23 protein-coding genes are annotated in these 26680 nt (G+C 27.1%); 22 read left to right on the top strand and 1 reads right to left on the bottom strand.

Annotated elements, in window-relative coordinates; genetic code table 11:
- Window positions 1-13 precede the first annotated feature (13 nt).
- The 18 genes from ACO5J6_RS06690 to ACO5J6_RS06605 all read left to right on the top strand — a co-directional run bounded on the left by ACO5J6_RS06690 (window position 14) and on the right by ACO5J6_RS06605 (window position 20384).
- Window positions 14-2440, top strand: a complete 2427-nt coding sequence (locus tag ACO5J6_RS06690; RefSeq protein ID WP_485642915.1) for a glycosyltransferase family 2 protein — start codon at window positions 14-16, stop codon at window positions 2438-2440.
- 27 nt (window positions 2441-2467) lie between these two features.
- Complete coding sequence (locus ACO5J6_RS06685; protein ID WP_485642913.1) at window positions 2468-3454, top strand: class I SAM-dependent methyltransferase; 987 nt, start codon at window positions 2468-2470, stop codon at window positions 3452-3454.
- Window positions 3411-5225, top strand: coding sequence for a hypothetical protein (locus ACO5J6_RS06680; RefSeq protein ID WP_485642911.1), 1815 nt, complete (start codon window positions 3411-3413; stop codon window positions 5223-5225). Before ACO5J6_RS06685 ends, ACO5J6_RS06680 begins: the two co-directional genes overlap by 44 nt.
- 117 nt (window positions 5226-5342) lie before the next feature.
- The gene (locus ACO5J6_RS06675) at window positions 5343-6251 is read left to right on the top strand and encodes a hypothetical protein (RefSeq protein ID WP_485642909.1); all 909 of its coding nucleotides are present in this window, start codon (window positions 5343-5345) and stop codon (window positions 6249-6251) included.
- Window positions 6229-7671, top strand: a complete 1443-nt coding sequence (locus ACO5J6_RS06670) for a DUF6056 family protein (RefSeq protein WP_485642907.1) — start codon at window positions 6229-6231, stop codon at window positions 7669-7671. Before ACO5J6_RS06675 ends, ACO5J6_RS06670 begins: the two co-directional genes overlap by 23 nt.
- Before the next feature lie 28 nt (window positions 7672-7699).
- Window positions 7700-8476 carry a glucose-1-phosphate cytidylyltransferase gene (rfbF, locus tag ACO5J6_RS06665; protein WP_485642905.1) on the top strand — a complete coding sequence of 259 codons (777 nt, stop codon included), beginning with the start codon at window positions 7700-7702 and terminating at the stop codon, window positions 8474-8476.
- A 14-nt stretch (window positions 8477-8490) separates the two neighbouring features.
- A complete protein-coding gene (gene rfbG / locus ACO5J6_RS06660) occupies window positions 8491-9564 on the top strand; it encodes a CDP-glucose 4,6-dehydratase (protein ID WP_485642903.1) in 1074 nt (357 codons plus the stop codon).
- Window positions 9565-9602: 38 nt separating this feature from the next.
- Window positions 9603-10544, top strand: coding sequence for a glycosyltransferase family 2 protein (locus tag ACO5J6_RS06655; RefSeq protein ID WP_485642902.1), 942 nt, complete (start codon window positions 9603-9605; stop codon window positions 10542-10544).
- Window positions 10545-10554: 10 nt separating this feature from the next.
- Window positions 10555-11595: a beta/alpha barrel domain-containing protein gene (locus tag ACO5J6_RS06650; RefSeq protein ID WP_485642900.1), complete on the top strand. Its 1041-nt coding sequence runs from the start codon at window positions 10555-10557 to the stop codon at window positions 11593-11595.
- Window positions 11596-13293, top strand: coding sequence for a thiamine pyrophosphate-binding protein (locus ACO5J6_RS06645; RefSeq protein ID WP_485642898.1), 1698 nt, complete (start codon window positions 11596-11598; stop codon window positions 13291-13293). It abuts the gene before it with no gap.
- A gap of 17 nt (window positions 13294-13310) precedes the next feature.
- The gene (locus ACO5J6_RS06640; RefSeq protein ID WP_485642896.1) at window positions 13311-14327 is read left to right on the top strand and encodes an NAD-dependent epimerase/dehydratase family protein; all 1017 of its coding nucleotides are present in this window, start codon (window positions 13311-13313) and stop codon (window positions 14325-14327) included.
- Window positions 14328-14444: 117 nt separating this feature from the next.
- Window positions 14445-14846 (top strand): GtrA family protein, encoded by a 402-nt coding sequence (locus ACO5J6_RS06635; protein ID WP_485642894.1) that lies wholly within the window; start codon window positions 14445-14447, stop codon window positions 14844-14846.
- Between the two features lie 153 nt (window positions 14847-14999).
- A complete protein-coding gene (gene rfbD, locus ACO5J6_RS06630) occupies window positions 15000-15887 on the top strand; it encodes a dTDP-4-dehydrorhamnose reductase (protein ID WP_485642892.1) in 888 nt (295 codons plus the stop codon).
- Between the two features lie 130 nt (window positions 15888-16017).
- On the top strand, window positions 16018-17235 hold the full coding sequence (locus ACO5J6_RS06625; RefSeq protein ID WP_485642890.1) for a glycoside hydrolase family 16 protein: 1218 nt from the start codon (window positions 16018-16020) through the stop codon (window positions 17233-17235).
- Between the two features lie 25 nt (window positions 17236-17260).
- Window positions 17261-18163: a UTP--glucose-1-phosphate uridylyltransferase GalU gene (gene galU, locus ACO5J6_RS06620; protein WP_485642888.1), complete on the top strand. Its 903-nt coding sequence runs from the start codon at window positions 17261-17263 to the stop codon at window positions 18161-18163.
- 46 nt (window positions 18164-18209) lie between these two features.
- Complete coding sequence (locus tag ACO5J6_RS06615) at window positions 18210-19418, top strand: dTDP-glucose 4,6-dehydratase (RefSeq protein WP_485642886.1); 1209 nt, start codon at window positions 18210-18212, stop codon at window positions 19416-19418.
- Window position 19419: 1 nt separating this feature from the next.
- Window positions 19420-19992, top strand: a complete 573-nt coding sequence (gene rfbC, locus ACO5J6_RS06610; protein ID WP_485642884.1) for a dTDP-4-dehydrorhamnose 3,5-epimerase — start codon at window positions 19420-19422, stop codon at window positions 19990-19992.
- A gap of 176 nt (window positions 19993-20168) precedes the next feature.
- Entirely contained in the window at window positions 20169-20384 is a 216-nt protein-coding gene (locus tag ACO5J6_RS06605; protein ID WP_485642882.1) for a Thoeris anti-defense Tad2 family protein, read from the top strand.
- A gap of 84 nt (window positions 20385-20468) precedes the next feature.
- On the opposite strand, the gene ACO5J6_RS06600 is transcribed toward ACO5J6_RS06605, so the two are convergent.
- Window positions 20469-21959, bottom strand: a complete 1491-nt coding sequence (locus tag ACO5J6_RS06600; RefSeq protein ID WP_485642880.1) for a YfcC family protein — start codon at window positions 21957-21959, stop codon at window positions 20469-20471.
- 315 nt (window positions 21960-22274) lie between these two features.
- On the opposite strand from ACO5J6_RS06600, the gene ACO5J6_RS06595 reads away from it, so the two are divergent.
- The 4 genes from ACO5J6_RS06595 to ACO5J6_RS06580 all read left to right on the top strand — a co-directional run bounded on the left by ACO5J6_RS06595 (window position 22275) and on the right by ACO5J6_RS06580 (window position 26667).
- Entirely contained in the window at window positions 22275-23051 is a 777-nt protein-coding gene (locus tag ACO5J6_RS06595; protein WP_485642879.1) for a hypothetical protein, read from the top strand.
- A 136-nt stretch (window positions 23052-23187) separates the two neighbouring features.
- Entirely contained in the window at window positions 23188-24207 is a 1020-nt protein-coding gene (locus ACO5J6_RS06590; RefSeq protein WP_485642877.1) for a glycosyltransferase family protein, read from the top strand.
- Between the two features lie 181 nt (window positions 24208-24388).
- A complete protein-coding gene (locus ACO5J6_RS06585; RefSeq protein WP_485642875.1) occupies window positions 24389-25408 on the top strand; it encodes a glycosyltransferase family 9 protein in 1020 nt (339 codons plus the stop codon).
- 131 nt (window positions 25409-25539) lie between these two features.
- On the top strand, window positions 25540-26667 hold the full coding sequence (locus tag ACO5J6_RS06580) for a capsular polysaccharide synthesis protein (protein WP_485642874.1): 1128 nt from the start codon (window positions 25540-25542) through the stop codon (window positions 26665-26667).
- The last annotated feature ends 13 nt before the right edge of the window (window positions 26668-26680 follow it).

Raw genomic sequence — 26680 nt, 5'->3', positions numbered from 1 at the left:
AGGAGTGGTTATATTGAAAAAAAAGAGTGATTATGAAATTTTAAAAAAATCAAAACTATTTAATAAAAAATTTTATTATAAAAATAATATTGAAATAAAAAATCAAAAAGTGGATCCGATAAAACATTTTTTAGAAAAAGGTTGGAAAGAAGGAAAAAATCCTTCAAATTTATTTGATGTTAATTTTTATTTGAATAATAATAAAGATGTCAAAGAATCAGGGATTAATCCTTTAATTCATTATATAAAATTTGGAAAAAAAGAGAATAGAAAAATATCCAAAGTAGCAGGAAAAGAAAAATTGAGCTATTCAGAGCTATTCAGATTATTAAGGCAGCCATTATTAATAAAAAAATTTTTTTTGATTTGTAAAAATGAAGGGGCAAAAACAGCTTTTGAAAAATTTATAAATAAAGTACAAAAAATAGAAACTAATAAAAAGCAAGAAAATATAATGATTAATATAAATCAGATATTATCAAATATAGGAAAAAATAATATAAAAGAAATACAGCAATTCTATAGTAAAAATCCTTTAGATACTCCAATTGATATTATTATCCCGATTTATAACGGTTATGAATTTTTAGAAAAATTATTTGAAAGTATTCTAAGAAATACAACTCTTCCATATAGATTAATTATAGGAAATGATAATAGTTCGGATGAAAGAATTGTTCCATTTTTAGAAAATTTTACTGCTAATAATAATGGAATAAAAATAATATATGAAAATAATAAAGAAAATTTGGGTTTTGTAAAAAATATTAATAAATTGATTAAACTGGCTAATAATCACTTTGTTATTTTAAATACAGATACGGAATTACCTGATTATTGGCTTGAAAGATTAATGTATCCAATTTTAAGTAATAATAAAATCGCAAGTACAACTCCTTTTACTAATTCCGGAACTATTTGCAGCTTTCCTAATTACTTAGAAAATAATGAAATATATAAGAATTTAAAATTAGAAGAAATAGACAGTTTTTTCAAATATATAGATATAAATAATACAAGGTTGGAGATTCCTACAGGTATTGGTTTTTGTATGGGAATGAATTTTAATGTTGTTAAAGAAATAGGAGTATTTGATGAAATATATGGTAAAGGTTATTGTGAGGAAAATGACTGGTGTCAGAGAGCAATTCAGGCCGGATATAAGAATATTCATGTAACAAATTTATTTGTTTATCATAAGCATGGGGGCTCTTTTTTATCAGAAGATAAGATTAGATATATAGAAAATAATCATAAAATCTTATTAAAGAGATATCCGGACTATGATGAACAAGTTCAAAAAATAATACAAAATAATGATTTGAAAGAAATAAGGGAATTTATAAGACTGTTATTAGATTTTGCTTATAATGAGAATGGAAATATTTTAATTATAGACCATGATTTAGGGGGAGGGGCAAATTTTTATAGAGATCAAAAAATAAAAAATAATCTCAAAAACAAAAAGAAATTAATTTTATTGGAATATAATTATCACACAGATAGTTACAAAATAACTTTCTTTTCAGAAACAATTAAAAAGAAGTATATAGCTGAAAATTATACGGTGTTGTCTAATATATTGGAATATATCTCCATTGAAGAAATATTTATTAATGGACTAGTTTCATTTGTTGATGTTCCCAAAATTTTGGATTATATTATTAAATTAAAAAATAGCGGTAAAGCTAAATTAATCTACCCGGTTCATGATTATTTCAGTATATCTCCTGATTATACTCTATTAGATGAAGGTAATAAATATTCAGGTGTTCCGAATGATCTAAAAAAACACGAGCAATTTTTGAAAAAAAGTACTTATGAATTTAAACTGCTTTGTCAGGAAACAGATATATTTTTATGGAGAGAAAAATGGGGAAATTTTTTAAAAAATTGTGATGAGATTCTCTGTTTTTCACATTCATCAGAAGAAATTATGCTAACTGCCTATCCATTTTTAACTCAAAATTTGGTATATATACCACATGATATAAGTGGGACTTTTGAAGAAATATATTCAAAAAGAAAGAAAAAATCGGAAAAAAGTAAAATTATAGGTGTTTTAGGAAATATTAACTTAGCTAAAGGAAGCTTAGTATTAAAAGAATTGGTGGAGTATATTGACAAGAATAAGTTAGAAATAAAAATAGTCCTTATTGGAAATATAGATAATGAAATAAAATCAGATAATTTTATAAAAACAGGAGGTTATAAAAAAGAAGAAGTTCCTGAATTAATACAAAAATACGAAATCGATGAATTTTTAATTCCTTCAATATGGCCGGAGACATTTTCTTATACAACGGATGAAATTATGCAGTTGGGATATCCTTTGACAGTGTTTGATTTAGGAGCACCGGCAGAAAGAGTAAAAAATTATGCTAAAGGAAGAGTGATTTCATTGGATGAAGATTATTTAAAAATATTGTGTAATCTATAGAAGAATGAGAAAAGAGGTTCTAAATAAATGATAGAAAAAATAGGTAAAGTAAAAATGAACTTAACTTACTATAATGGAATTGATACCTATACAGATGGTGAAGTCGAAGATGAATTACTGGAAATTGTAAAAAAAGAAAATACAGATATAGAAGAAATTATTTCTAAAAGCAATAAATGGCCAGTAATATATCATTTAAGTAGAATTCGTCATAATATACTGGAATGGTATGATTTTGGAGAGAATAAGACAGTTTTAGAAGTTGGTTCAGGTTGTGGAGCAATAACAGGGCTTTTTACTAAAAAAGCTAAAAAAGTTGTAGCTGTTGAAATTTCTAAAAAAAGGTCTTTAATAAATGCTTATAGAAATAAAAATTGTGAAAATTTGGAAATATTTGTTGGGAATTTGAATGATATAAAACTGGAAGAAAAATTTGATTATATAACTTTAATAGGAGTATTTGAATATTCAAGAGGATTTACAGTTTCCGAAAAACCTGAAATAGACTTCTTAAATAAATTAAAACAATATTTGAAACCGGATGGTAAAATAATAATAGCAATTGAGAATAAATTTGGATTGAAATACTGGGCAGGAGCATTAGAAGATCATACAGCTGTATTATTTGACGGTATACAGGGATATTTAAATACAGAAAAAATCGCTACTTATTCAAAAACAGAACTCGAAAATATTTTAAAAGAAGTAGATTTATCAGAATTTAAATTCTATTATCCTTTTCCTGATTATAAAATGCCTAATACGATTTATTCTGAAAAATATTTACCAAAAATAGGAGATTTAAGAGGATTAATTCATAATTATGATATGAAGAGATATGTGTTTTTTGATGAGGGAATAGTGTATGACCAGTTAATAAAAGATAAAAATATAGAAAAATTTTCAAATTCATTTTTAGTTATAGCTGAAAGAAGTAATGAAATAAAAGATATTAAAGGATGGAAAAAATATGGAAACATTATTCGTAAAATATTCCAATATAGAAAGAGATGAAAACTATAGAATAAAAACAGAAATAATAAAGGAAAATGGGGAAAAAAAGGTACTAAAGCAAGCTTTGAATGAGGAAAGTCAGAAACATATTAATGATATCTTCTATAATTATGGAAAATTAAAAAAAGCAAAATTCAAATTAAATTTGGCAAAATGTTACTTGAAAGAAAAAAAGATTTATTTTGAATATGTTGATGGAAATAGACTTGACACAATTGTAATGAAAATTTTTTTTGAAAATGGAAAAGAAAAATTTTTTGAAAAATTAAAAGAAATAAGAGAAATTATTGATGAAAATTGGAATGAGCAAATAGTCAATTTGGATTTAACTTTAGATAATATGATTATGAATAAAGAAGGCATAATAACGGTTATTGATTATGAATGGATATATGAAGGAAAAATAGAAAAAAACTTTGTTTTCTATAGATTATTGGAAGTACTTTATACAAAATACGATGCTTATTTCAGTAGTAAGTTTTCTTTTGAAGAATTACTTGAGAAATTTAATTTAACTGAGAAAGAAATATCGGAACTAAAAAAATTAAATACAGATTTTTATAAAGAAAAATTGACAAAAAAAACAAATCTAAGTATGAAAAAACATGAATTTTTAAATAAAGAAGAATATTTACAAATTTATCATGATTATGGGAATGGGTTTGATGAGTCAAAGTCATTGAGATATGATTACAATTATGAGAATGAAATCAGATTAGAGATTCCAATAAAAGAAGGAATAAAATCAATAAGAATAGATCCGAAAAATAAAGCATTAAATTTAAAAATAAAGAGCAGTATATTTAGAGGAGTAGACGGAAAAGAACAGCAGTTAGATTTTGAATCAAATGCAGTATATAATGATGAAAAAAATTATGTATTTACAACAGAAGACCCGCAAATGTATTTCAGAAATTTGACGAAAGGATTTATAATTTTAACGTTTAAAGAAACAGAATTGGAAGAAATGTTGGAAGATACACTGAAAATAGTAGATAAAAAAGATTTTTTAGAAAGACAGGAATATTTACAAATTTATTATGACTATGGAAATGGATTTGATGAATCAAAGTCATTAAAATATGATTACAATTATGAGAATGAAATCAAATTGGAAATTCCAATAAAAGAGGGAATGAAATCAATAAGAATAGACCCGAAAAATAAAGCATTAAACTTAAGAATAAAGAGCTGTGTATTTAGAGATATAGACGAAAAAGAACAGCAGTTAGATTTTAAGTCAAATGCAGTGTATAATGATAAAAAATATTATATATTTACAACAGAAGATCCTCAAATATATTTTAAAAATTTATCAGAAGGATTGTTAGTTTTAGAATTTAAAGAAGTAGAATTAGGAGAAATGTTAGAAAATGCAATAAAAATAATTGATAAGAGAGAATCTTTAGATAAGCAAAAATACTTACAGATTTATTATGATTATGGAGATGGTTTCAGTGAGGAAAATTCTTCAAAATATGAGTATAATTATTTAAAAGAAATTGAATTAGAAATTCCAGTAAAAAAAGGAATAAAATCATTAAGAATAGATCCAAAAAATGAAGCATTAAACTTAGAAATAAAAAAAAATATTCTTAAAAAGAATAATAAAGAAGAAGAGATTTTGGATTTTGAAACAAATGCAGTATATAGCAATAAAAATTATTATGTATTTACAACAGAAGATCCTCAAATGTATTTTAAAGATTTATCGGAAGGTATGTTAAATTTAATATTTAGAGAAACAAAATTAAAAGAAGTATTTAAATAAAATTATAAATTGTTTGATAATAATCTTGCATAAAAATAACAATTAAAGTACAATAATTAAGAATATGTTTTTTAATTAAAAAATAATAGGCTAACATGGAAAGGAAATATTAGAAATATGAAAAATATAAAAAGATATATGTATATACTATTTTTATTATCTCTATTTATATCTTTTGTTTTTACTTTTTTGTTTTATAATGCTACTCAAAAAGTAGAAAAGATATCAACTGAAAATATTGAGCTATTTAATCCTCGAAATACAAAAATATCTTATAATTATAATATTGAAAAAATTGAAACAATTGAAAATAAATTATTTATAAAAGGCTGGTTATTAGAGAAAGGAAAAAATAACGCTTATATAAATAGGATAATTGTTGTAAAAGATAATAAAAATGATTATTATAAATTATTTACTAAATCAAATGATAGAGAGGATATAAATGATTATTTTGGAAGAAAGTATGATTATAATAATGTAGGTCTAATTGCAAAAGGAAAACTAAGAAAAGATATGGAATATCCTCTTAAAATCTATTTTTTAATTAAAGAAAAAAATAAGAGTATTTTAGTTGATACAAATCAAATAATAGAGAAAAATCAAGGAATTCAAAAAATATCAGTTGAAAATTTTGAAATGCTTAATTTACCAAAAGAAAATGATTTGTTCCCATATACTATTGAAACAACTAAAATAATAGATGATAAACTATTTATAGAAGGTTGGTTGCTAAAAAAAGGAGAAAATAATAATTTTATTTATAAAACAATAGTTATAGAAGATAGTAAAAATAATTATTATAAATTAAATGCAAGAGATAATCTAAGATTGGATGTAGACGAAGCGTTTAATGAAGAATACGATTATAGTAAAGCGGGTATAATTGTAGAAGAAAAATTGAAGAATAATATGGAATATCCTTTTAAAATTTATTTTTTAATTAAGGAAGAGAATAGAAATATATTAATTGATACAGGTCAAAAAATAGAAAGGAAAAAAAATGATAAAAAAGATAATAAATAAGATAAATCTTAATAAATATTATATACTTTTCGCAATTATTATAGGTATTTTTATTATACAATATGACTATAGAGGTGGAGATGATTTATTTTATAAACAAAAAGTATTAAAAATGGGAGTGTTAAATTTTACAAAGACAGAATATTTAAATTGGTCTGGAAGATTATCAATGATAATTATTCCAGCATTAATCAGATATAATCTTTTTGTTTGGAAAATATTGAATGTAGTAGTTTCCTTTCTATTTATAAAAGGTTTTTCATATTATTATAAAGCTACTGTAACAAATGAAAAAAAATTAGAAATAGATAAAATTATTTTAATTTGTTTCTTTTTTATTTTTCCTTATACAATAACATCTTCAGTCGTATGGATGTCTGGGAGTTATCAATATTTATGGGCATTTACAGCTTTTATATATGCGATGTTTCCTTTTTATAAATTAATATTTATTTCTAATAAAATAAATTTTTCTAAATTGAGATGGTGTCTATTTTATTTTGCTATGTTTTGTGCTGCTTATGTTGAGCAAGAATTTTTAATAATTTCTGTATTAGGAACAATGGCAGTCTTTTTTATACTAAAAAATAATAGAATAGAAAATAAAGAAAAAAGAAATATTATATTTTATTATATTTTTTTCATAATAAATTTAATTATTTCCAGACTCTCTCCAGGCTTTAAAAATAGAGTTATTACTGAAATACGATGGTATCCAAATTGGGAAAATATGCCATTTGTTTATAAATTTTATGAAGCTATTAATTTATCTATTAGACATGTATTATTTGGTTCTAATATATTACTATTTGTTTTGATTTTATTTCTAAGTATTTTAATTTATAAAAAATGGGGGAAAAATATAAAAATTTTATTTTTTCCATTAATATATATAATTTTAAAAATAATACCTCTAGATATTTTTAGTAATAATTTAGTAACATGGTATTTTGATTCCAAAAATCTGTATGCAGATAATTCCCAAACACTTTTTATAGAAAAAGCTGTAAAGTTATTTTTATTTGATATATCAAAACCATTTAATGATATCAAAATTCAAGAAATAGAATATATTCCTTCTATAATTTCTTTTCTATTAATTATTTTTATTTCAGTTATAATTTATAATATTTTTGATGACAAAAAGAAGGCTATTTTAAATTTTTTAATATATTGGGCTGGTTTCTTTTCTTTTTATGTAATGGCTTTTATGCCGGCAATTCATGCTATAGGAAGTAGAGCTTTTTTAGTACAGGATTGTCTCATGTTATTTCTAATATCTCAATTATATGTTGAATTATTAAAGTATAAAATTAATGAGAATAAGTATTTTAAGATATTTATCTTTGTTTTAGGAGTTTATTCTTTTCTAATAATATTAAGTTACAGTAATTATTTGAATCAAGCTTATTATTTATAAAAATAGAAAATTTTAGGAGGTTTTAAAAATGAAAGTTGTTTTACTTGCAGGAGGATTTGGTACTAGATTAAGTGAGGAAACTCACTCTATTCCTAAACCTATGTTAGAAATAGGAGGAAAACCTGTATTGTGGCATATAATGAAAATATATTCCCATTATGGATTTAATGAATTTGTTATCTGTTGTGGATATAAAGGATATGTGATTAAAGAATATTTTGCTAACTATTTTTTACATGCCAGTGATGTTACAATAGACATAAAAAATGATAATATTAAAGTTCATAATACAAATTCTGAGCCATGGAAAATAACTCTTGTAGATACTGGACTGGAAACAATGACAGGAGGACGTATAAAAAGAATTCAAAAGTATATTGGAAATGAGCCATTTTTATTAACATATGGTGATGGTGTATCCGATGTAAATATAGAAGAATTAGTAAATTTTCATAAGAATACAGGGAAATTATTGACAGTAACAGCCTATAAACCCCAAGGAAGATTTGGTGCGCTGGATTTAGATGATTTAAATAATGTAAAAAGTTTCCTTGAAAAACCTGCTGGAGATAAAATGTGGATTAATGCTGGGTATTTTGTATGCCAGCCTGAAGTGTTTGATTATATAAAAGATGGCGATCAAACTATTTTTGAAAAAAAACCTCTTGAAGAATTAGCTAAAGATGGAAATATGAATGCATTTAAACATACAGGATTCTGGAAACCTATGGACATATTAAGAGATAATAAAGAGCTGAATGCCATGTGGGATAAAAATGAAGCTCCATGGAAAATATGGGAATAAACTTAGGAGGAAACATGGAACATTTTAACGGAATCTACAGAGGAAAAACAGTTTTAGTGACAGGACATACAGGTTTTAAAGGTTCTTGGCTATCAATATGGTTAAAAGAATTAGGAGCAAATGTTGTCGGATATGCACTTGATCCATACACTCAAAAAGATAATTTTGTTCTTTCGGAATTAGAAAATAAAATAGTTGATATTAGAGGAGATGTGAGAGATAGAAAGCATTTAAAAGAAACTTTCAATAAATATAAACCTGAATTTATATTTCATCTTGCTGCGCAACCATTGGTAAGGCTATCCTATGATAATCCTGTTGAAACATATGAAACAAATGTTATGGGAACTATAAATGTGTTGGAATGTATAAGAGAAACAACTGAAACTAAAATAGGAATAATGATAACAACTGATAAATGCTATGAAAACAAAGAGCAAATATGGGGATATAGAGAAATAGATTCATTAGGTGGATATGACCCGTATTCTTCTTCAAAAGGTGCAGCTGAAATAGCAATAAATTCTTGGAGAAATTCATATTTCAATCCAAAAAATTATAACAAACATGAAAAATCTATTGCAAGTGTGAGAGCCGGAAATGTCATCGGGGGAGGAGACTGGTCATTAGATCGTATAATTCCCGACTGTATAAGGGCTCTTGAAAAAAATGAACCTATAAATATAAGAAATCCAAAAGCTATAAGACCATGGGAACATGTTTTGGAGCCATTAAATGGTTATCTGTTATTAGGGCAAAAAATGTATGAAGAACCGAATAGATACTCAGAAGCATGGAATTTTGGTCCAAATATTGAGGGAATTGTTCCAGTATGGGAAATAGGAGAAAAAATAATAAAAAATTATGGAAAAGGTTCATTAAAAGATATTTCAAATCCAAATGAGGTTCATGAAGCTCAGCTTCTTGCTTTAGATGTCACTAAAGCTAAGTTTAGATTAAATTGGAAACCAAAATGGAATATAGACAAGACAATAGAAAAAACAGTTGAGTGGTATAAAAGATACAATAATGAAGATGTTTATAAGTTGTGTGTAGAGCAGATCAAAAATTTTATTGAAACTTTTTAAAAACTTAAATATAAAAAATTATAAAATTAGAGGTTAGTATGAAAATATCAATGGTTATACCGTGCTATAATGAGGAAGATAATATAATACCAATGTATAATGCTTTAAAAGAGATGTTTGATAAAGATCTTCCTGAATACGAATATGAGATAATATTTATAGATAATAAGTCAAAAGATAGTACGAGAAATAACATTCGTTTATTATGTGAAAAAGATCCATCTATAAAAGCTATTTTTAATATGAAAAATTTTGGACAATTTAATAGTCCATTTTATGGAATGCTTCAAAGTACAGGAGATTGTACTATACATTTTTGTGCTGATTTTCAGGATCCTGTTGAAATGATACCTGTTATGGTTCATGAATGGGAAAAAGGACATAAAGTAATCAGTATGATAAAAGTAAGCAGCAAAGAAAGTAAGATTATGTATTTTTTAAGAACTGTATACTATAAATTGATTAAAGCAATGAGTACAGAAAATCAAATAGAACATTTTACTGGGTTCGGTTTGTATGACAAAAGTTTTATTAAAGTATTAAAAAATTTAAATGATCCTATACCTTTTTTACGAGGATTAGTAGCAGAATATGCTCCAGATCATCTAGAAATAAAATATGAACAACAACGTAGAAAAGCAGGAAAAACATCAAATAATTTTTTCTCTTTATATGATGCTGCAATGCTTAGTTTTACTAGTTATACTAAAGGTGGACTGAGAATAGCGACTTTTTTTGGATTCACAATATCGTTGCTAAGTTTTTTTATTGCCATGATATATTTTATTTTAAAAATTTTTTATTGGAATGACTTCATTGCAGGAAATATACCTATATTAATAGGAGTGTTCTTTTTTGGAGGACTGCAACTATTTTTTACAGGATTATTAGGTGAATATATTATAAGTATGAATACTAGAATTATGGATAGACCTTTAGTAATTGAAGAAGAAAGAATAAATTTTGATGAAAATAAGTGAGGAGAATAATATGAAGGAAATAAAAATTCTTGATTGTACATTAAGAGATGGAGGTTTGGGTTTAGAAGATGCTAATAAAACAGGTATAAAAACTGAGGTTTTCAGTGAACATATGATTGATAAAGCAATTTCATATTTTAGCAAAACTAATTTAGATATTATAGAATTAGGTTCAATTGAGATAACGAATAACGATATGACAAAATATTGTATTTATGAATCTATAGAAGATATTTCAAAAAAAATACCATTAAATCATTCAGAAAATCAAATGTATGTAGCTTTATTCAGAGGACCGGATACTCCAATTGAAGATATACCAGTTTGGAATGAGAACTACTGTAAAGGAATTAGAGTTATTATTAGATATTCAGAATTACAGAAATCTATTGATTTTTGTAAAGCGTTATCTAAAAAAGGATATAAAGTATTTGTACAACCTATGCTTACAATGAGATATACAGAAGATGAATTGAATATGATTATAAAAGCTTCAAATGAGATGAATGCATATGCTCTATATTTTGTAGATAGTTATGGATATATGATTGAGCAAGATGTATATTATTTTTCAAAAAAATATGACAGTAATTTAGATTCAGAAATAAAAATAGGGTTTCATAGTCATAATAATCTAAATTTAGCATTTTCAAATGTAAAATCTTTTGTAAATTATGAAACAGATAGAGATATTATTGTGGATTCCTGTATATTAGGTATGGGACAAGGAGCAGGAAATCTTCAAACAGAAATAATTTCAAATTATTTAAATGAAAATTTTGAAAAAAAATATAATTATGAAATGATATTGAATATCTGTGAGTTAATTGAAAAACTTTCACCAAAACCATTATGGGGTTATACAATATCTACTTTATTGCCTGCAATTCATAAAGTAGCTTATAAATATTCTATTAATTTAAGAGAACGGTATGGATTATCATATGCAGAAATAAATTATTTAATGAAAAATATTCCAGAAGATTTAAGACATAGATATACGCAAGAAAATTTAAATGTGTTATTAAATTTATTAAAGAAAGGTGAATAAATGAAAGTAGCTGATTATTTAGTTGATTATTTAATAGATATGGGAATTACCGATGTTTTTGGAATACCGGGAGGAGTAATTCTTGATTTTGTATATGCACTTAATAATAGAAAGGAGAAAATAAAAACACATCTTTTTTTTCATGAACAAAATGCTGGGTTTGCAGCAATTGGATATGCTCAATCAACTCAGAAAATAGGAGTAGCATTTGCAACTAAAGGGCCTGGAATATTGAATTTAACGACTTCAATAGCAGAAGCTTATTATGATTCAGTTCCTTCACTATTTATAACGGCACATTCATTAGATGATACAGATGATAGAATGAGAACAATTGAAGATCAAGAGATAAATATAGTTCCTATATTTTCAGCAATTACAAAATATTGTGTCAGAATAAATGATATTGATAATTTTCATTCAGAGTTAATTAAAGCTATTCGTTTAGCTACTACAGGTAGAAAAGGACCAGTAGTGATTGACGTATCTTCAAAAATATGGAACAGTGAAGTTTTAAAAAAGAAAGTAGAAACAACAGATATTAAAAATATAGTAAATAATTTCAAAGAAGCAGTTATATCGATAGAAAAAAATCTTAAGGAATCAAAAAGACCTTTATTGCTTATCGGAGATGGAGTAAGACAGGCTGGAGTTGAAAAAGAAATTATTGAATTTTCTAAAAAAAATAATATACCTGTTATTTATAGTAGAGGATGTCAAGATATTATGTCAAATTCAGACTTATCTTTTGGTTATGTGGGAAGTCATGGAGTTAGATATACTAATTATATATTGTCGAAAGCAGATTTGTTAATTAGTTTTGGGAATAGAATATCTTTTCCAATAAAATCAAGGAGCTTTTTGGATATTTTTAATACATGCAGATTGATTAGATGTGATATAGATAAAAATGAATTTATAAGAAAAATACCAAATAGCGAAAATTTTCAGTGTGACATAAAAGATGTTTTAAAAGAAATTCTTAATAAAAAAATACAAAGAAAAAATATATCAGAATGGCTGACTATTTGTAATAAAATAAAAGAAACTCTTCTAAATAGTGATACAAGTTCTCCTATAATGGAGATAGCTTATTTATTGGATAATCTTAAACATACAGGTGTTATAGTTGGAGATGTTGGAAATAATGAATTTTGGTTATCAAGGGCTTACGAGTTTTCTAAAAACGGAAGTAAGATATTATTTTCAAGATCATTTGGAACAATGGGTTGTTCAATAGGAAAGGCAATTGGAGCATATTATGCTTTAAATCAAAATGTTGTTTGTTTTATTGGTGATCAAGGGCTTCAAATGAATCCTCAGGAATTACAATTTATTTCTAATAATAATTTACCAATATGGATTATAGTTATTAATAATAATTCTTCAGGAATGATAAAATCAAGACAGATTAGAAAATATAATTCAGAATTTTTATTAACAACAAAAGAAACAGGTTATAGTGTAGTAGATTTAAAAAAACTTTCTAATACATATAATTTTGAATATGTACAGATTGAAAATATAACAGATATTAATGATAAATTATTGAATTGTGATTATGCAAAACCTTTGTTTGTTAATTTTATTGTTGATGAATCTATTGATTTAGAAATATCTTTACCTATTGGAAATAACTGCAGAGATATGGAACCTAAATTAGATAGAAATATAGACGAAGAATTGAAGAAATTATAGAATTTAGGAGGAAAAAGATGAATTTTTTTTCAGGAAAAACAATTTTAGTAACGGGAGCAACAGGTTTAATAGGTAGTAATTTGATAGATGCTCTTATGAAAATTGAAGGGGTTAAAGTAATTGCACTAAGTTTAACGGAGTCAAAGTTAAAGAAATGTTTTAAAGAATACATTGGAAGAGAAAATTTTAAATATATTGCCAGAGATATCTCGCTTGGATTTGATGATATAGAAGAGAAAATAGATGTTTGTTTTCATGGAGCAGGATCAATGGAGAGATCAGTAATTTTTAATACACCAGTTAATATTATTATGCCAAATTTAATAGGAACTAAGAAATGCTGTGAATTTATGGTTTCACAGTATAAAAATAAAAAAATTAAAGGAAGACTAGTTATATTTTCATCGGTTACTGTTTATGGAAATAATACAAATGAAGATTTAATTGTAAAAGAAGAAGATACAAAATATACGGAAGCATTAGATTCAATTAGTGCATGTTATTCTCAATCAAAAAGAATGATAGAGGTTATAGCACAATCTTATAAAAAACAATTTGACATAGATTTTGTTACAGCTAGGCTTAGTACTGTATATGGAAGCACAAGATTAATACCTAATACAGCATTTTTTGAATTTATCAGAAAAGGAATTAAAGGAGAAAACATATTGATAAACAGTTCCGGTTCTCCTAAAAGAGATAATATTTATATAGATGATGCAATTAGGGCTCTTTTTACAATTTGTGAGAAAGGAATTTCAGGTGAAGCTTATAATATTTCATCAAATCAGGAAAAAGGAAATTATTTAGCAATTGATGAGATAGCAAGTATTATTGCTGAAGTTTCAAATGAATATTATAATAGAACTCTGGATTCGGAAAAAATTTCAGTTATATTAAAAGATAATAATTCTAAAAGGAATCCCGGGCTTATATTAAATAATAAAAAGTTAAAATCTTTAGAATGGAATATAGAAACATCTTTTAGAGAAGGAATTAAAAAGACAATAGAAAATATCAATATAGAAGATTAATTTTTTAAATTTTATTACTATTAGTAAGGTTATTTCTGTGTTGTATTTTTAAATATATAGTAATTGTTATTTATAAAGATAAAAAATCAAAAGAATCAACTTTAATGAGGAAGCAAAATGATAAATTTAATAAAAAAATTACTTTCTAAATATGAAAAATTTATAAAATTTACAATAGTAGGCTTTGGAAATTTATTTATTTCTCTTATTACTTATTACATATTAGTGTTTTTTTCTATCAATTATCAAATAGCTAACATAGGTGGATTTATTACGGGAAGTTTAAATGGATATATCTGGAATAAGATATGGGTATTTAAAAATTCAAAAAGAAGTGTATCTTCTATAATGAAATTTTATTTGGCATATTTAAGTACTTGGTTGTTAAGTGCACTATTATTATATGTCTGGGTAGAGAAAATGAAAATTTCAGATAAAATAGCACCAGTTATAAATGTTTTTATAACTACTCCAATCAACTATTTATTAAATAAATATTGGGTGTTTAATAAAAAATGAATTTATTAAAAATTATGATAATGGAAATTTTTTACTTATCAATTATTTTTGAATGTATTTATTAGGATAAAAAGATAATTGAAAACTGGATTTACTATAGTTTTTTGTATAGTATATTAAAAAGATTATTTTTATTAAAGAAAGGAAATAATTTTGAATAAATATTCTCAAAGCAATAAATTAAAAATACTCATAGCAGGTTCAAACGGACAGTTAGGATATGATTTTAAAAAATTATTTGACAGTTTGAAAATAGAATATATCGCGACTGATTATAAAGAATTGGATATAACAAATAATAATGATTTGGAAAAATTCTTTGAAAAAAATAATAGTTTTACTCACATAATAAATTGTGCGGCATATAATGATGTAGATAGGGCGGAAACGGATGAGAAAGTAAAACTTCTTAATGTTGTTGCTCCATATAAATTAGCTGAATTTGCTAAAAAAATAGATGCAGTTTATGTGACATATTCTACTGATTTTGTATTTGACGGGAATAAAAAAATGCCTTATATAGAAGAAGATACTGCCAATCCGTTGTCAGAATATGGAAAATCAAAATATGAAGGAGAGCAGAAAGTATTAAAAACTTATGATAAATCTTTTATAATCAGAACTTCATGGGTATTTGGAATAGCAAACAATAATTTTAATAAGCAGATAATAAACTGGAGTAAGGCAAAGGATACATTAAATATCGTTGATGATCAGATTTCCGTGCCTACTTATTCAAAAGATCTGGCAGAATTTTCATGGAAACTTATACAGACAGGAAAATATGGACTATATCACATTTCAAACGAGGGTGTTGCAAGTAAATATGAGCAGGCAAAATATGTACTGGAAAAAATAGGATGGAAAGGAACATTGGGGACTGCCAAGACAAAGGATTTCAATTTACCTGCCAAAAGGGCTGAGTATTCCAAATTATCATCAGAAAAGGTAGAGAAACTGCTTGGAGAAAAAATTCCGAGCTGGCAAAGCGGAATTGACAGATTTCTTTTGGAAATGAAAGAAAAAGGAGAGTTGGAATAAGAGTAAGACAAACGGAATAAAACTAAAGACTGGACTTATTTCAGTCTTTTTTGTATAATATAGGAAATTTTAAGTAATATTAGAAATTAATTTTATAAAAAATAACCGAAAATAGAAAAAGGAGAAGCAAATGAAAAAATTATTATTGCTAAGTATTATGTTGCTTATAGGGGGTAACCTGATTTTAGGAGCAACTGCAAAAAAAACAGGAAATTCGACAATGAACAATACAAAGTCAGTTAATTCAAAAAATACAGGAACATCAAAAACAAACACTGCAAAAACAAAAGTTTCAAAGACAGGTACTACGAAATCGTCTACAGGTACGAAGGCAACAGGTTCAGGAAATGCAAAAACAAACAGCTCGGGAACAAATAATTTAGATAAAAATACAAATTTTACAAGATTGGAACCTAATACAGGACCTGCAAATAAAAGGGAGTTGACTCCTGAGGAAATACAGCAGAATACGACTACATCTACACCTGCATCTCCTGAAAACACAGTGCCTGCAACAACGTCCGAAAAACCTGGAAAAAAATCTAAAGAAAAAGCTCCTGAATGGGAACTCGTATGGAGTGATGAGTTTGACGGTAATAATCTTGACAGCTCAAAATGGAGTTACTGGGAAAATGGAGATCCGTGGAAATCAGGAAATTATCTGGATGAAAATGGAAATTTAGTTGATGAATACGGTTTCAAAGCAAAACAATACTATTTGAGAGATAATGTAAAAGTTGAAAATGGGTACCTTGCAATAACGGTAAAAAAAGAAAATGATAAAACAGTAAAAATAAACGGACAGGATAGAAAAATACTCTACAGTTCGGGAGCAGTCCATACTAAAAATAAATTTACTGTGCGTGAAGGTAAAATAGAAATGAGAGCTGCGATGCCTGAAGGAATAGGTACATGGCCTGCATTTTGGACATGGCCTGAAGATTACTCCCAGTCTATAGGTATTCCTGCAAAAGAAGAAATAGACATATTTGAAATATACGGAGATAATCTGAAAAGAGTAACAGGGACGGCTCATGCTTTAAAATCGGATAATACATATGCTTCATTTATAGGAAACGATTTAAGAATTAAAAAGAATGAAGATTTGACAAGATATAATACTTATGCTGTAGAATGGGATAGTAAAGAGATAAAGTGGTTATTCAATGGAAGAATATACAAAAGGTTGAATATGAAAAAAGTAGCAAAACTTAGCGAAAATATATTCAAATTACCTCATTTTTTGATGATTAATGTGGCATTACAGGATAAAACGGGAGAAGATGAAAATGTTAAATTTCCTACGGAAATGAAAGTTGATTATGTAAGAGTATATAAGAAAAAATAGAAATTTTGAAGATAGGAGAACAGTTATGGGATTGAAAAGAATAAGAAAAGCAGTAATTCCGGCAGCAGGACTGGGAACGAGAGTTCTACCTGCCACAAAAGCACAACCTAAGGAAATGCTTGTAATTGTTGATAAACCTGCTTTGCAATATTTAATTGAAGAGCTTGTAGAATCAGGAATAGAAGAAATATTAATTATTACCGGAAGAAATAAGACATCTATAGAAAACCATTTTGACTACTCCTTTGAATTGGAAAAAACATTGGAAGAAAAAGGGAAAAAAGAGTTGCTGAAAACTGTAAATGATATATCAAAAATGTCCAATATATATTACGTCAGACAAAAAAATCCTCTGGGATTAGGTCATGCTATCGGATGTGCGGAAGCTTTTATTGGAAATGAGCCTTTCGTAGTCTTATTAGGAGATGATATAATATATACGGATTCATCCCGAGGAGAAATTCCCGTAGCAAAACAGCTTATCGATAAATACGAGGAATTGAATGGCGGAACTATATTGGGGGTGCAGGAAGTCCCTAAAAAAGAAGTAAATAAATATGGAATTATAAATCCGTCAGGAAAAATAGATGATTTAACAGTAGAAGTTGAAAATTTTATTGAAAAACCTTCTGTAGAAGAAGCACCGAGCAGGCTTGCAGCACTGGGAAGATATGTGTTGGAGCCGGAAATATTTGAATTTTTAAAAAAAACTAAACCTGGAAAAGGCGGAGAGATTCAATTAACAGATGCCATAATTGATATGAAAAACAGTGGAAATAGGCTATATGCATATAATTTTAAAGGGCTCAGATATGATACAGGAGACAAATTCGGAATGTTGAAAGCCAATGTAGAGTTTGGACTCAGACATCCTGAATTGAAAGATAAAACAAAAGAATATCTGATAAAATTAATAAAAGAATTGTAAATTAAGAGAACTAAGAGTAAAAAGAAAAAATTCAGGAGGATTTCAAATGAAAACGTATTTGGTAACAGGAGCAGCAGGATTTATAGGTGCGAATTATTTAAAGTATATTTTAAAGAAATATGAGGACAAAGAAGAAATTAAAGTTATAGTTGTGGATGCATTGACTTATGCGGGAAATTTAGGAACTATTAGAGAAGAACTGAAAGACTCGAGAGTAAAATTTGAAAAAGTGGACATTAGAGACAGAAAAGAAATAGAAAGAATTTTTTCTGAAAATGATATAGATTATGTAGTAAATTTTGCTGCCGAATCCCATGTGGACAGGTCTATTGAAAACCCTCAAATATTCCTTGAAACAAATATTCTCGGAACACAGAATTTGTTAGAAAATGCTAAGAAAGCGTGGACAGCAGGAAAAGGAGAAAATGGCTATCCTGTCTATAAAAAGGGAGTAAAATATTTGCAGGTTTCCACTGACGAAGTTTATGGAAGTCTGTCAAAAGACTATGATGAAGCAATAAATTTAGTAATTGAAGACAGCGAAGTCAAAAAAGTTGTAAAAAACAGAACAAATTTAAAAACTTACGGAGATAAATTTTTTACTGAAAAAACTTCTTTAGACCCAAGAAGTCCGTATTCTGCATCAAAAGCAGGAGCAGACCATATAGTTCTGGCATATGGGGAAACATATGAACTTCCCATAAATATAACAAGATGTTCAAATAATTACGGACCTTATCATTTTCCTGAAAAATTAATTCCGCTTATGATAAAGAATGTCCTTGAAGGGAAAAAACTTCCCGTTTACGGAAAAGGCGACAATGTGAGAGACTGGATTTATGTCGAGGATCACTGTAAAGGGATTGACCTTGTATTGAGGAAAGGGAAAGAAAATGAGGTATATAATATAGGCGGATTTAATGAGGAGCAGAATATAAATATCGTAAAAATGATAATTGATATACTGAAAAAAGAAATTTCAAACAATGACGATTATAAAAAGATATTGAAAACAGATATAAATAATATAAATTATGACCTAATAACATACGTTCAGGATAGGCTTGGGCATGATACGAGATATGCCATAGACCCTTCAAAAATAGCAAAAGATTTGGGTTGGTATCCTGAAACTGATTTTGAAACGGGAATAAGAAAAACGATAAAATGGTATCTTGAAAATCAGGAATGGGTAAATGAAGTAGTTTCAGGAGATTATCAGAAATATTATAAACAGATGTATGGGGGTAAATAAAATGAATAATTTTACTGTAAAAACTACCCCGATAAAGGACCTCGTAATAATAGAAACTAAAGTTTTCGGTGATTCGAGAGGCTTTTTTATGGAAACATATAATCAGAAATCTTTTGAAGAACTGGGACTGACGATGAAATTTGTTCAGGATAATCATTCCAAGTCAAAAAAAGGCGTTTTGAGAGGGTTGCATTTTCAGACAAGAAATACTCAAGGTAAGCTCGTAAGAGTGATAAGAGGGCGTGTTTTTGACGTTGCAGTGGACTTAAGAAAAGAAAGTGAGACCTACGGGCAATGGTATGGAATAGAACTGTCAGCTGAAAATAAATTAATGTTTTACGTTCCTGAGGGATTTGCCCATGGATTTTTAACATTGGATGATGATACTGAGTTTGTCTACAGATGTACAGATTTATATTCTCCTGAATATGACAGCGGTATTTTGTGGAATGATGAAACGCTCAATATAGACTGGAAATTTGAAGAATTTGGAATAAATCGAGAAGAACTGACAATTTCTGAAAAAGACCGGAAACAGCAGAAATTCGACTTCAATAAAAATTATTTTGAATAATTCACAAATATAATTTTATATAGGGTCTTGCTTTTTGAATTTTTTGTACTATAATTATAATGTAAAGATAAATTTGAATACAAGTAATGTTTCATTTAAAATAATATCAAAATCAGTTTTGCGGATAAATAAGTTTTTAAAAAATTTGATTATAAAATTTAAAGGAGCTGGTATTTATGACTTTTTCAGAAGCATTTACTGCTATAAGAGAAGACGGAGCAAAAGCTATGAGATTACCTAAATGGAACAACGATGTGAGAGTAAAGGTTCAAAATCTTGACGGGACATTATGCAATACTCATCCTTATTTATATGTAGAGAGCAGATTTGGGAGAGTACCTTGGATACCTAATTATGTAGAAATGTTTTCTAAAGATTGGGAAATAGTTTAGTTGAAAATAAAAATAAAGGAGCTGTTTTGGAAATAAAATTTATTATTTTTAAAACAGCTCTTTTTTTAATATTGTGTAGATTATTTAAAAAAATGTTGCAATTACGAGAATAATAATGCTTACAATGACAACTATTAAAAGCAGTTTAGCTATAAACTTAATCCATACTAATATATCTATACGGGCAATAGCGAGAGCACCCATTACTACTCCTGATGTAGGAGTAAATAAGTTTAATACTCCCGATGCGGCCTGAAAAGCAGTAATGACCAGATGAGTTCTTACGTTCACAAATTCAGCCATAGGGCCTAAAAGACCCATTGTAGCTCCTGCAAGGCTCGATGTTCCGGGAATGAGAAAAGACATAGGCAAGTAAAATAAATAAGTCAGTGAAATGAACAGCTGTGGAGAAAGTCCTCTCAGTCCTACTTCACCCCAGTGTAAAATGGTAGCAGTAATCAGACCGTCATTCATAATTATCTGTATACCACGGGAAACGGCACAAATCAGTGCGACACCTGTCAAATCTGCCGAACCTTTTAAAAATACATTTATAAACTGTTCTTCGGACATACCGTAAACCACACCTATCAAAACGGAAGCAACAAAGAATAACATTGTGATTTCAGAAAAGTACCATGTTCCGAAAGGGGCAGAATGTCTGAAAAAGCCTCCGACAACAGGTAAACCGAGAAGAAAATCATTGAAGTTTTCAAATATTTTTATACCGAAATCTCCCCACGGAATTAGACTGAGTATCATAATAAAGAATGTCATAATGAAAATCATTAGTACAGCAAACTGTTTTTTAGTCATTGTTGCAGAGTTTTCAGGAATTTTAAAATATTCGAGATCTTCTTTTCTCTGAGAGAAAACATAAGATTTTTCAGGATTTTTTTCAATTTTGACAGCATATTTATAAACATATAAAATTGAAATTATAACCATAACTACTAAAAATACAAGACGCCATATAATACCGTCTGCAATGCTTACACCCGCTGTGTCTGACGCAACTCCTGTAGCAAAAGGATTTACAGTTGATGCAAGACATCCAATCTGAGAACCGACAAGGATGACCGCGACTGCGGTAATAGAGTCAAAACCTACTCCAATCATTATAGGAATAAGAAGAGGATAAAAAGCGATAGTTTCTTCCGCCATTCCGTAAGTCGTTCCTCCAATGGCAAATAATATCATAAGTAAAGGGATTAGTCTTTTTTCTTTTCCTCTATTTTTTCTGATTACGGAAGCAATTCCTATATCTAAAGCTCCGGTTTCGGTAATTACACCTAAAAATCCTCCGATTATAAGGATGAAGAATGCTACACCTATCGAGCCTGTTGTAAGTTTATTTCCAATCAGTCCGTATACGGGAGCCATAAAAATGTCATATATTCCCTGAGGATTTGACTGTACAGTTTTATAGGTTCCTGCTATCAGCTGACCCGACTGATTTTTTTCATATTCTCCTGCCGGAATAATCCATGTGAGAATAGCCAGTATAATGATAAGAATATACAAAACTGTATATGAAGAAGGCATTTTAAAACCTTTCTTTTTTTTCTGTTCCATGATTTTTACCTCCTATATTTTCTATATTTTTTAGCCATTAAATTTAAATAATAGATTAACTGATATAATAATTAAAAATATGAATATATTTATTATCCTTATATAAAAACATGTTTATAGTATAAAGTATTTAAATTTTGAAATTTAAGTTATTAAAAAATTTTTTAAAATGAATATTCTACAATTTAAGTATAATATGATTTTTTGTTTTGTCAATAGTTCAAGTCATAATAAAAATATCACTTGAATATTATTTCCTAATATGATAAAAATATATATAAAAAATATATAAATTGAAAGGATAGGTGAGTATATATGGAAGAATTGAAAGAATTATTATCAGAAAAATATTTAAAAATAGGAGTATACTATAAAGAAACCTTTAAAGTGTTTGGAAAAATATTAAAGGAAGAAAAGAAGTATATCCTATATTTATCATTAGTAGCAACTTTGGCTTCTTTGAATATTTTTTTTGTTTTGCCCGCAGGGCTCAAAATTTTAGATACAATAAAAACGATAGTTATATTCTCGGTTTTAAATGCTTCTTATTATCTGTTATATAGAAAAATAATTTATAAAATAGAAGGAGAAAAAAATTTAGAATTTAAAAAAGTAATTTCTAAAATAGTTGTTTTAGGAATTATAATAACTATTTTAGAAATATATATATTAGATGAAACTTTTATTGGAAAAAATTCTTTTAATGCAGAAATAATAATAGCGGGATGTTTTGTATATATTTCTGAATTTTTATATTTTTCTCCTTTATATATTTCAAGAAATATAAATTTTATCGAAGCTCTAAATTATAACTTTAATTTAAATAAGGGAAACAGAATAAGAATGTGGATTTCACTTTTTCCATTGATATTATTTATGCAAGCAGTATCAGCAGGTACAATTTTTATATTTGAAAATTTAATAATAGTAACGGGAGAAAAGATTATTGTATTTATATTTAGCCTTTTTATATCGAAATTAATCGAAGTTACAGTAATGATTTTAATTAGTATAATGATGAGCATTGTTTATCTCAATGTTGAGTATATGGACAGAAAGAAGATTGAAAATAACGGTAATCTTGAAGAATAAAAAATAAAATAATGATACAGCAGAAAATCAAGTAGATAGAATATAATAGAGGATATAAGTAGATATTAACTGTATGATTATGCTATAATATGTTGAAATAAAGCAAATGATAAAAACTTGTAAATAAGGAGTAATTATGTATGATATAACTGCGAGTATAGTAGTTTATAATACAAAAAAAGAAGAACTGAAAAAAGCTATAGGTTCATTTTTGAATACGGATTTAAAAGTAAAATTATGGATTTCGGATAATTCTCCTACGGATAACCTTGAAAAAGAGTTGGATACCTTGCTGACTGAATGTGAAAAAGAATATGATATAAAGAATATAAAAGATAAAGTCGAATATATATTTAATAATCATAACGGAGGCTATGGCTGGGGACATAATAAAATAATGGAAAAACTGATGAATTTGAAGAATTTTCCTGAAAATAATTTGTTTAACAATACCGATACAAAAGATAATAATTTACAGGATATAAAAACAGTTTCAAAATCATTGGAAAAAGATAACATTTATAAGAATTCCTCTAATCCGAAAAATATCGAAAGACTTTCAAAGTATCATTTAATATTAAATCCTGATATATATTTTGAAAAAGGAACGTTGGAAAAATTATTTTATTATATGGAAAACAATAAAAATACAGGTCAGATTATGCCAGCTGTTAAATATCCTGACGGAGAAAAGCAGTATCTGTGTAAATTAATTCCTACTCCTGCCAACCTTATATTCAGAAGATTTCTTCCTTTCAGGAAAATAAAGGAGAAAATGGATTATGACTATGAAATGAAGTGGAGCGGATACGATAAAATAATGGAAGTACCCATACTGTCGGGATGTTTTATGTTTTTTAGGACAGAAAATCTGATTTCCCTAAAAGGTTTTGATGAAAGATACTTTATGTATCTGGAGGACTATGACTTAAGCAGGAGAATGAATGAAATCAGCGAAACAGTATTTTATCCTGATGCGGAAATAGTTCATAATCATGCAAAAGAATCCTATAAAAGCAGAAAAATGACGATAATTCATATGAAATCTGCAATAAAATATTTCAATAAATGGGGCTGGATTTTCGATAAAAAAAGAAGAAAGACAAATAAACTTATAAAAGAAAAATTTATAAAAAGTAATAATTATAAAAAATAATAAAAGTATTTCAAAAAGTTTAATTTTAAAAATAAAATCTGAATTAGAAAATATAAAATCAAATAATATAGTTTTTATATTTAAATTTAGCTCTTAAAATGATTTTGTCATAAAATAGATATTAAAAATAGAAAATAATAAAAAATAGATATAAAGTAAACAAAAAATAGAGGAAATTGAAATGAAAATATTAATAATTCATACGGCATTTATAGGAGATATAGTCCTTTCTACGCCGTTAATACAGAAAATAAAGGATATTTATCCAAATTCGGAAATAGACTATCTGACATTGCCGGGAAATAAAAGCATTATAAGCAATAATCCCAATTTGAGAAAGATAATACTTTATGATAAAAAAGTAGGAGATAGAGGGATAAAAGGCTTTCTAAAAGTATTAAAAATAATAAAAAACAATAAATATGATATGGCTGTCATACCACACAGATTTATACGTTCCATATTGCTCGCAAAATTGGCAGGAATAAAAAAAATAATCGGCTTTGATGTGGCAACGGGTTCATTCCTGCTGACTGATAAAAGACACTACGATATGACTAAACATGAGGTCGAAAGACTTCTTGACCTCATTGATTATAGAGGAGAAAGAGTTTCTCTAAGGATTTATCCTTCAAGAGAAGACAGTGAAAAAATAGATAAAATTTTAGACGGAAAATCCTACAAAAATCTCATTACAATAGCTCCGGGAAGCCAGAGACCTGAAAAAATATGGCCTATAAAAAAATATGACGAACTTATAAAAATGCTTTCGGGAAATAGTGCTAACCTGATTGCAGTAACAGGAGGAAAAGCTGAAAAAGGTCTATTACTCAAGTCTGTAAATATTGAAAATGTGATAGACTTAAGAGGTGAAATTTCCTTGCTTGAGTTTGCAGCATTACTTTCAAAATCTGATATAATAATAAGCAATGACAGTGCGCCTGTCCATATAGGAAGTGCTTTTGAAAAACCTTTTATTATAGGGATTTTTGGACCGGGTAAAAGAGCTTTAGGTTTTTTTCCATGGACTGAGAAAAGTGTTGTCATTGAAGACAATGACTTCTATGAAAACAGTATAACTGCTGTTCCTGAAAAGCAGCATACCTATTCAAAAGACTATTATAAAGGAATACCCGAAATAACAGTTGACAGGGTATATAAAGAAGTTATAAAAAGACTTGAAAACAAAAATGAAAAATAGAAAATAAAAGAATAATAAGAGCAGCCTATTATATAGAGAAAATTTTGATAAAAACCGTATGTGGAAATAGAAGAATAAAATAAAAGTAATTTTGCTAAGATTATTAAGATAATTAAATAGATTGGAAAAAGATGAAAAATAATGAAATAAAATTTTCAGATTCAAAATTATTTGAAATTAATAAAAAATTGAATAACAGACCTTGGAAATATATTTATAAAGAATTAATGCCGAAATTTTTATATAGAAAAATTCAGAAAGAAGCAGATTTTTTACAGCAGGCCAAAGTTGCTGAAACTTGGGATTTAATGATAGAAAAATATTTGAATTGGGAAATATCCAAAAATTATGAAAAACATAGAAAATGTGAGATATGTGAGACAGAAATAATATCAGAAATATCCGAAATGTCGGAAAATTTTAAATCTGATAATAATTCAGAAATTTTTAAAATTAGACTTCTACCTCAAAAAAATCTTGAAAAAAAGAAAATTATATGGCAATATTGGGGTCAGGGCTGGAAGTACGAGGAACTTCCCGACATTGTAAAACTCTGTTATAAATCTATAGAAAAATATAAAGGAGATTACACGGTTATTCGTCTGGACAATAAAAACCTCTGCGAATATGTCTCTTTTCCAGAATTTGTTAAAGAAAAACTGAAAAACGGAAATATGAGTTATACTCATTTTAGTGATTTGTTGAGGCTGGGACTGCTGAATCTGTATGGCGGCGTATGGCTTGATGCTACGATTTTACTGACAGCTCCCTTGAATGATTATATAGGATTTAATTCAGAAGAAAAAGAATATTTTATATTTCAGCGTACAGATGAGGAAAAAGAACATAAAAAATGGGAAAAAATAAACAGTGATTATTTTTCATGGGATAAAAGAAATAAAGTGAAAATGTTAAGCAGCATTATCTTTTCTGAAAAAAATAATAAAATAATCCGTATTTTACTTGAATTAATGCTTATTTTCTGGAAAAACGAAAATAAAATACCTCATTATTTCTTTTTTCAGATACTGTATACTGAATTGACTGATAATTATTTAAAAGAAGAGAAATGTAAAACAGTATCGGATATATTGCCGCATATTCTTTTCAGCAAATGGAATGATGAGTTTTCCGAAAAAGAGCTTAATGAAATTACTGATAAAATAAATATTCATAAACTGACACAGAAAGGGATATCAAAAGAAAACTGTATATCAGGGTCATTTTATGATTATTTCAATAAGATATTTGAAATTTAAAAAACGGAGATAG

The organism is Pseudoleptotrichia sp. (assembly GCF_057270515.1).
This window is presented reverse-complemented; position numbering and strand designations above follow the sequence as displayed.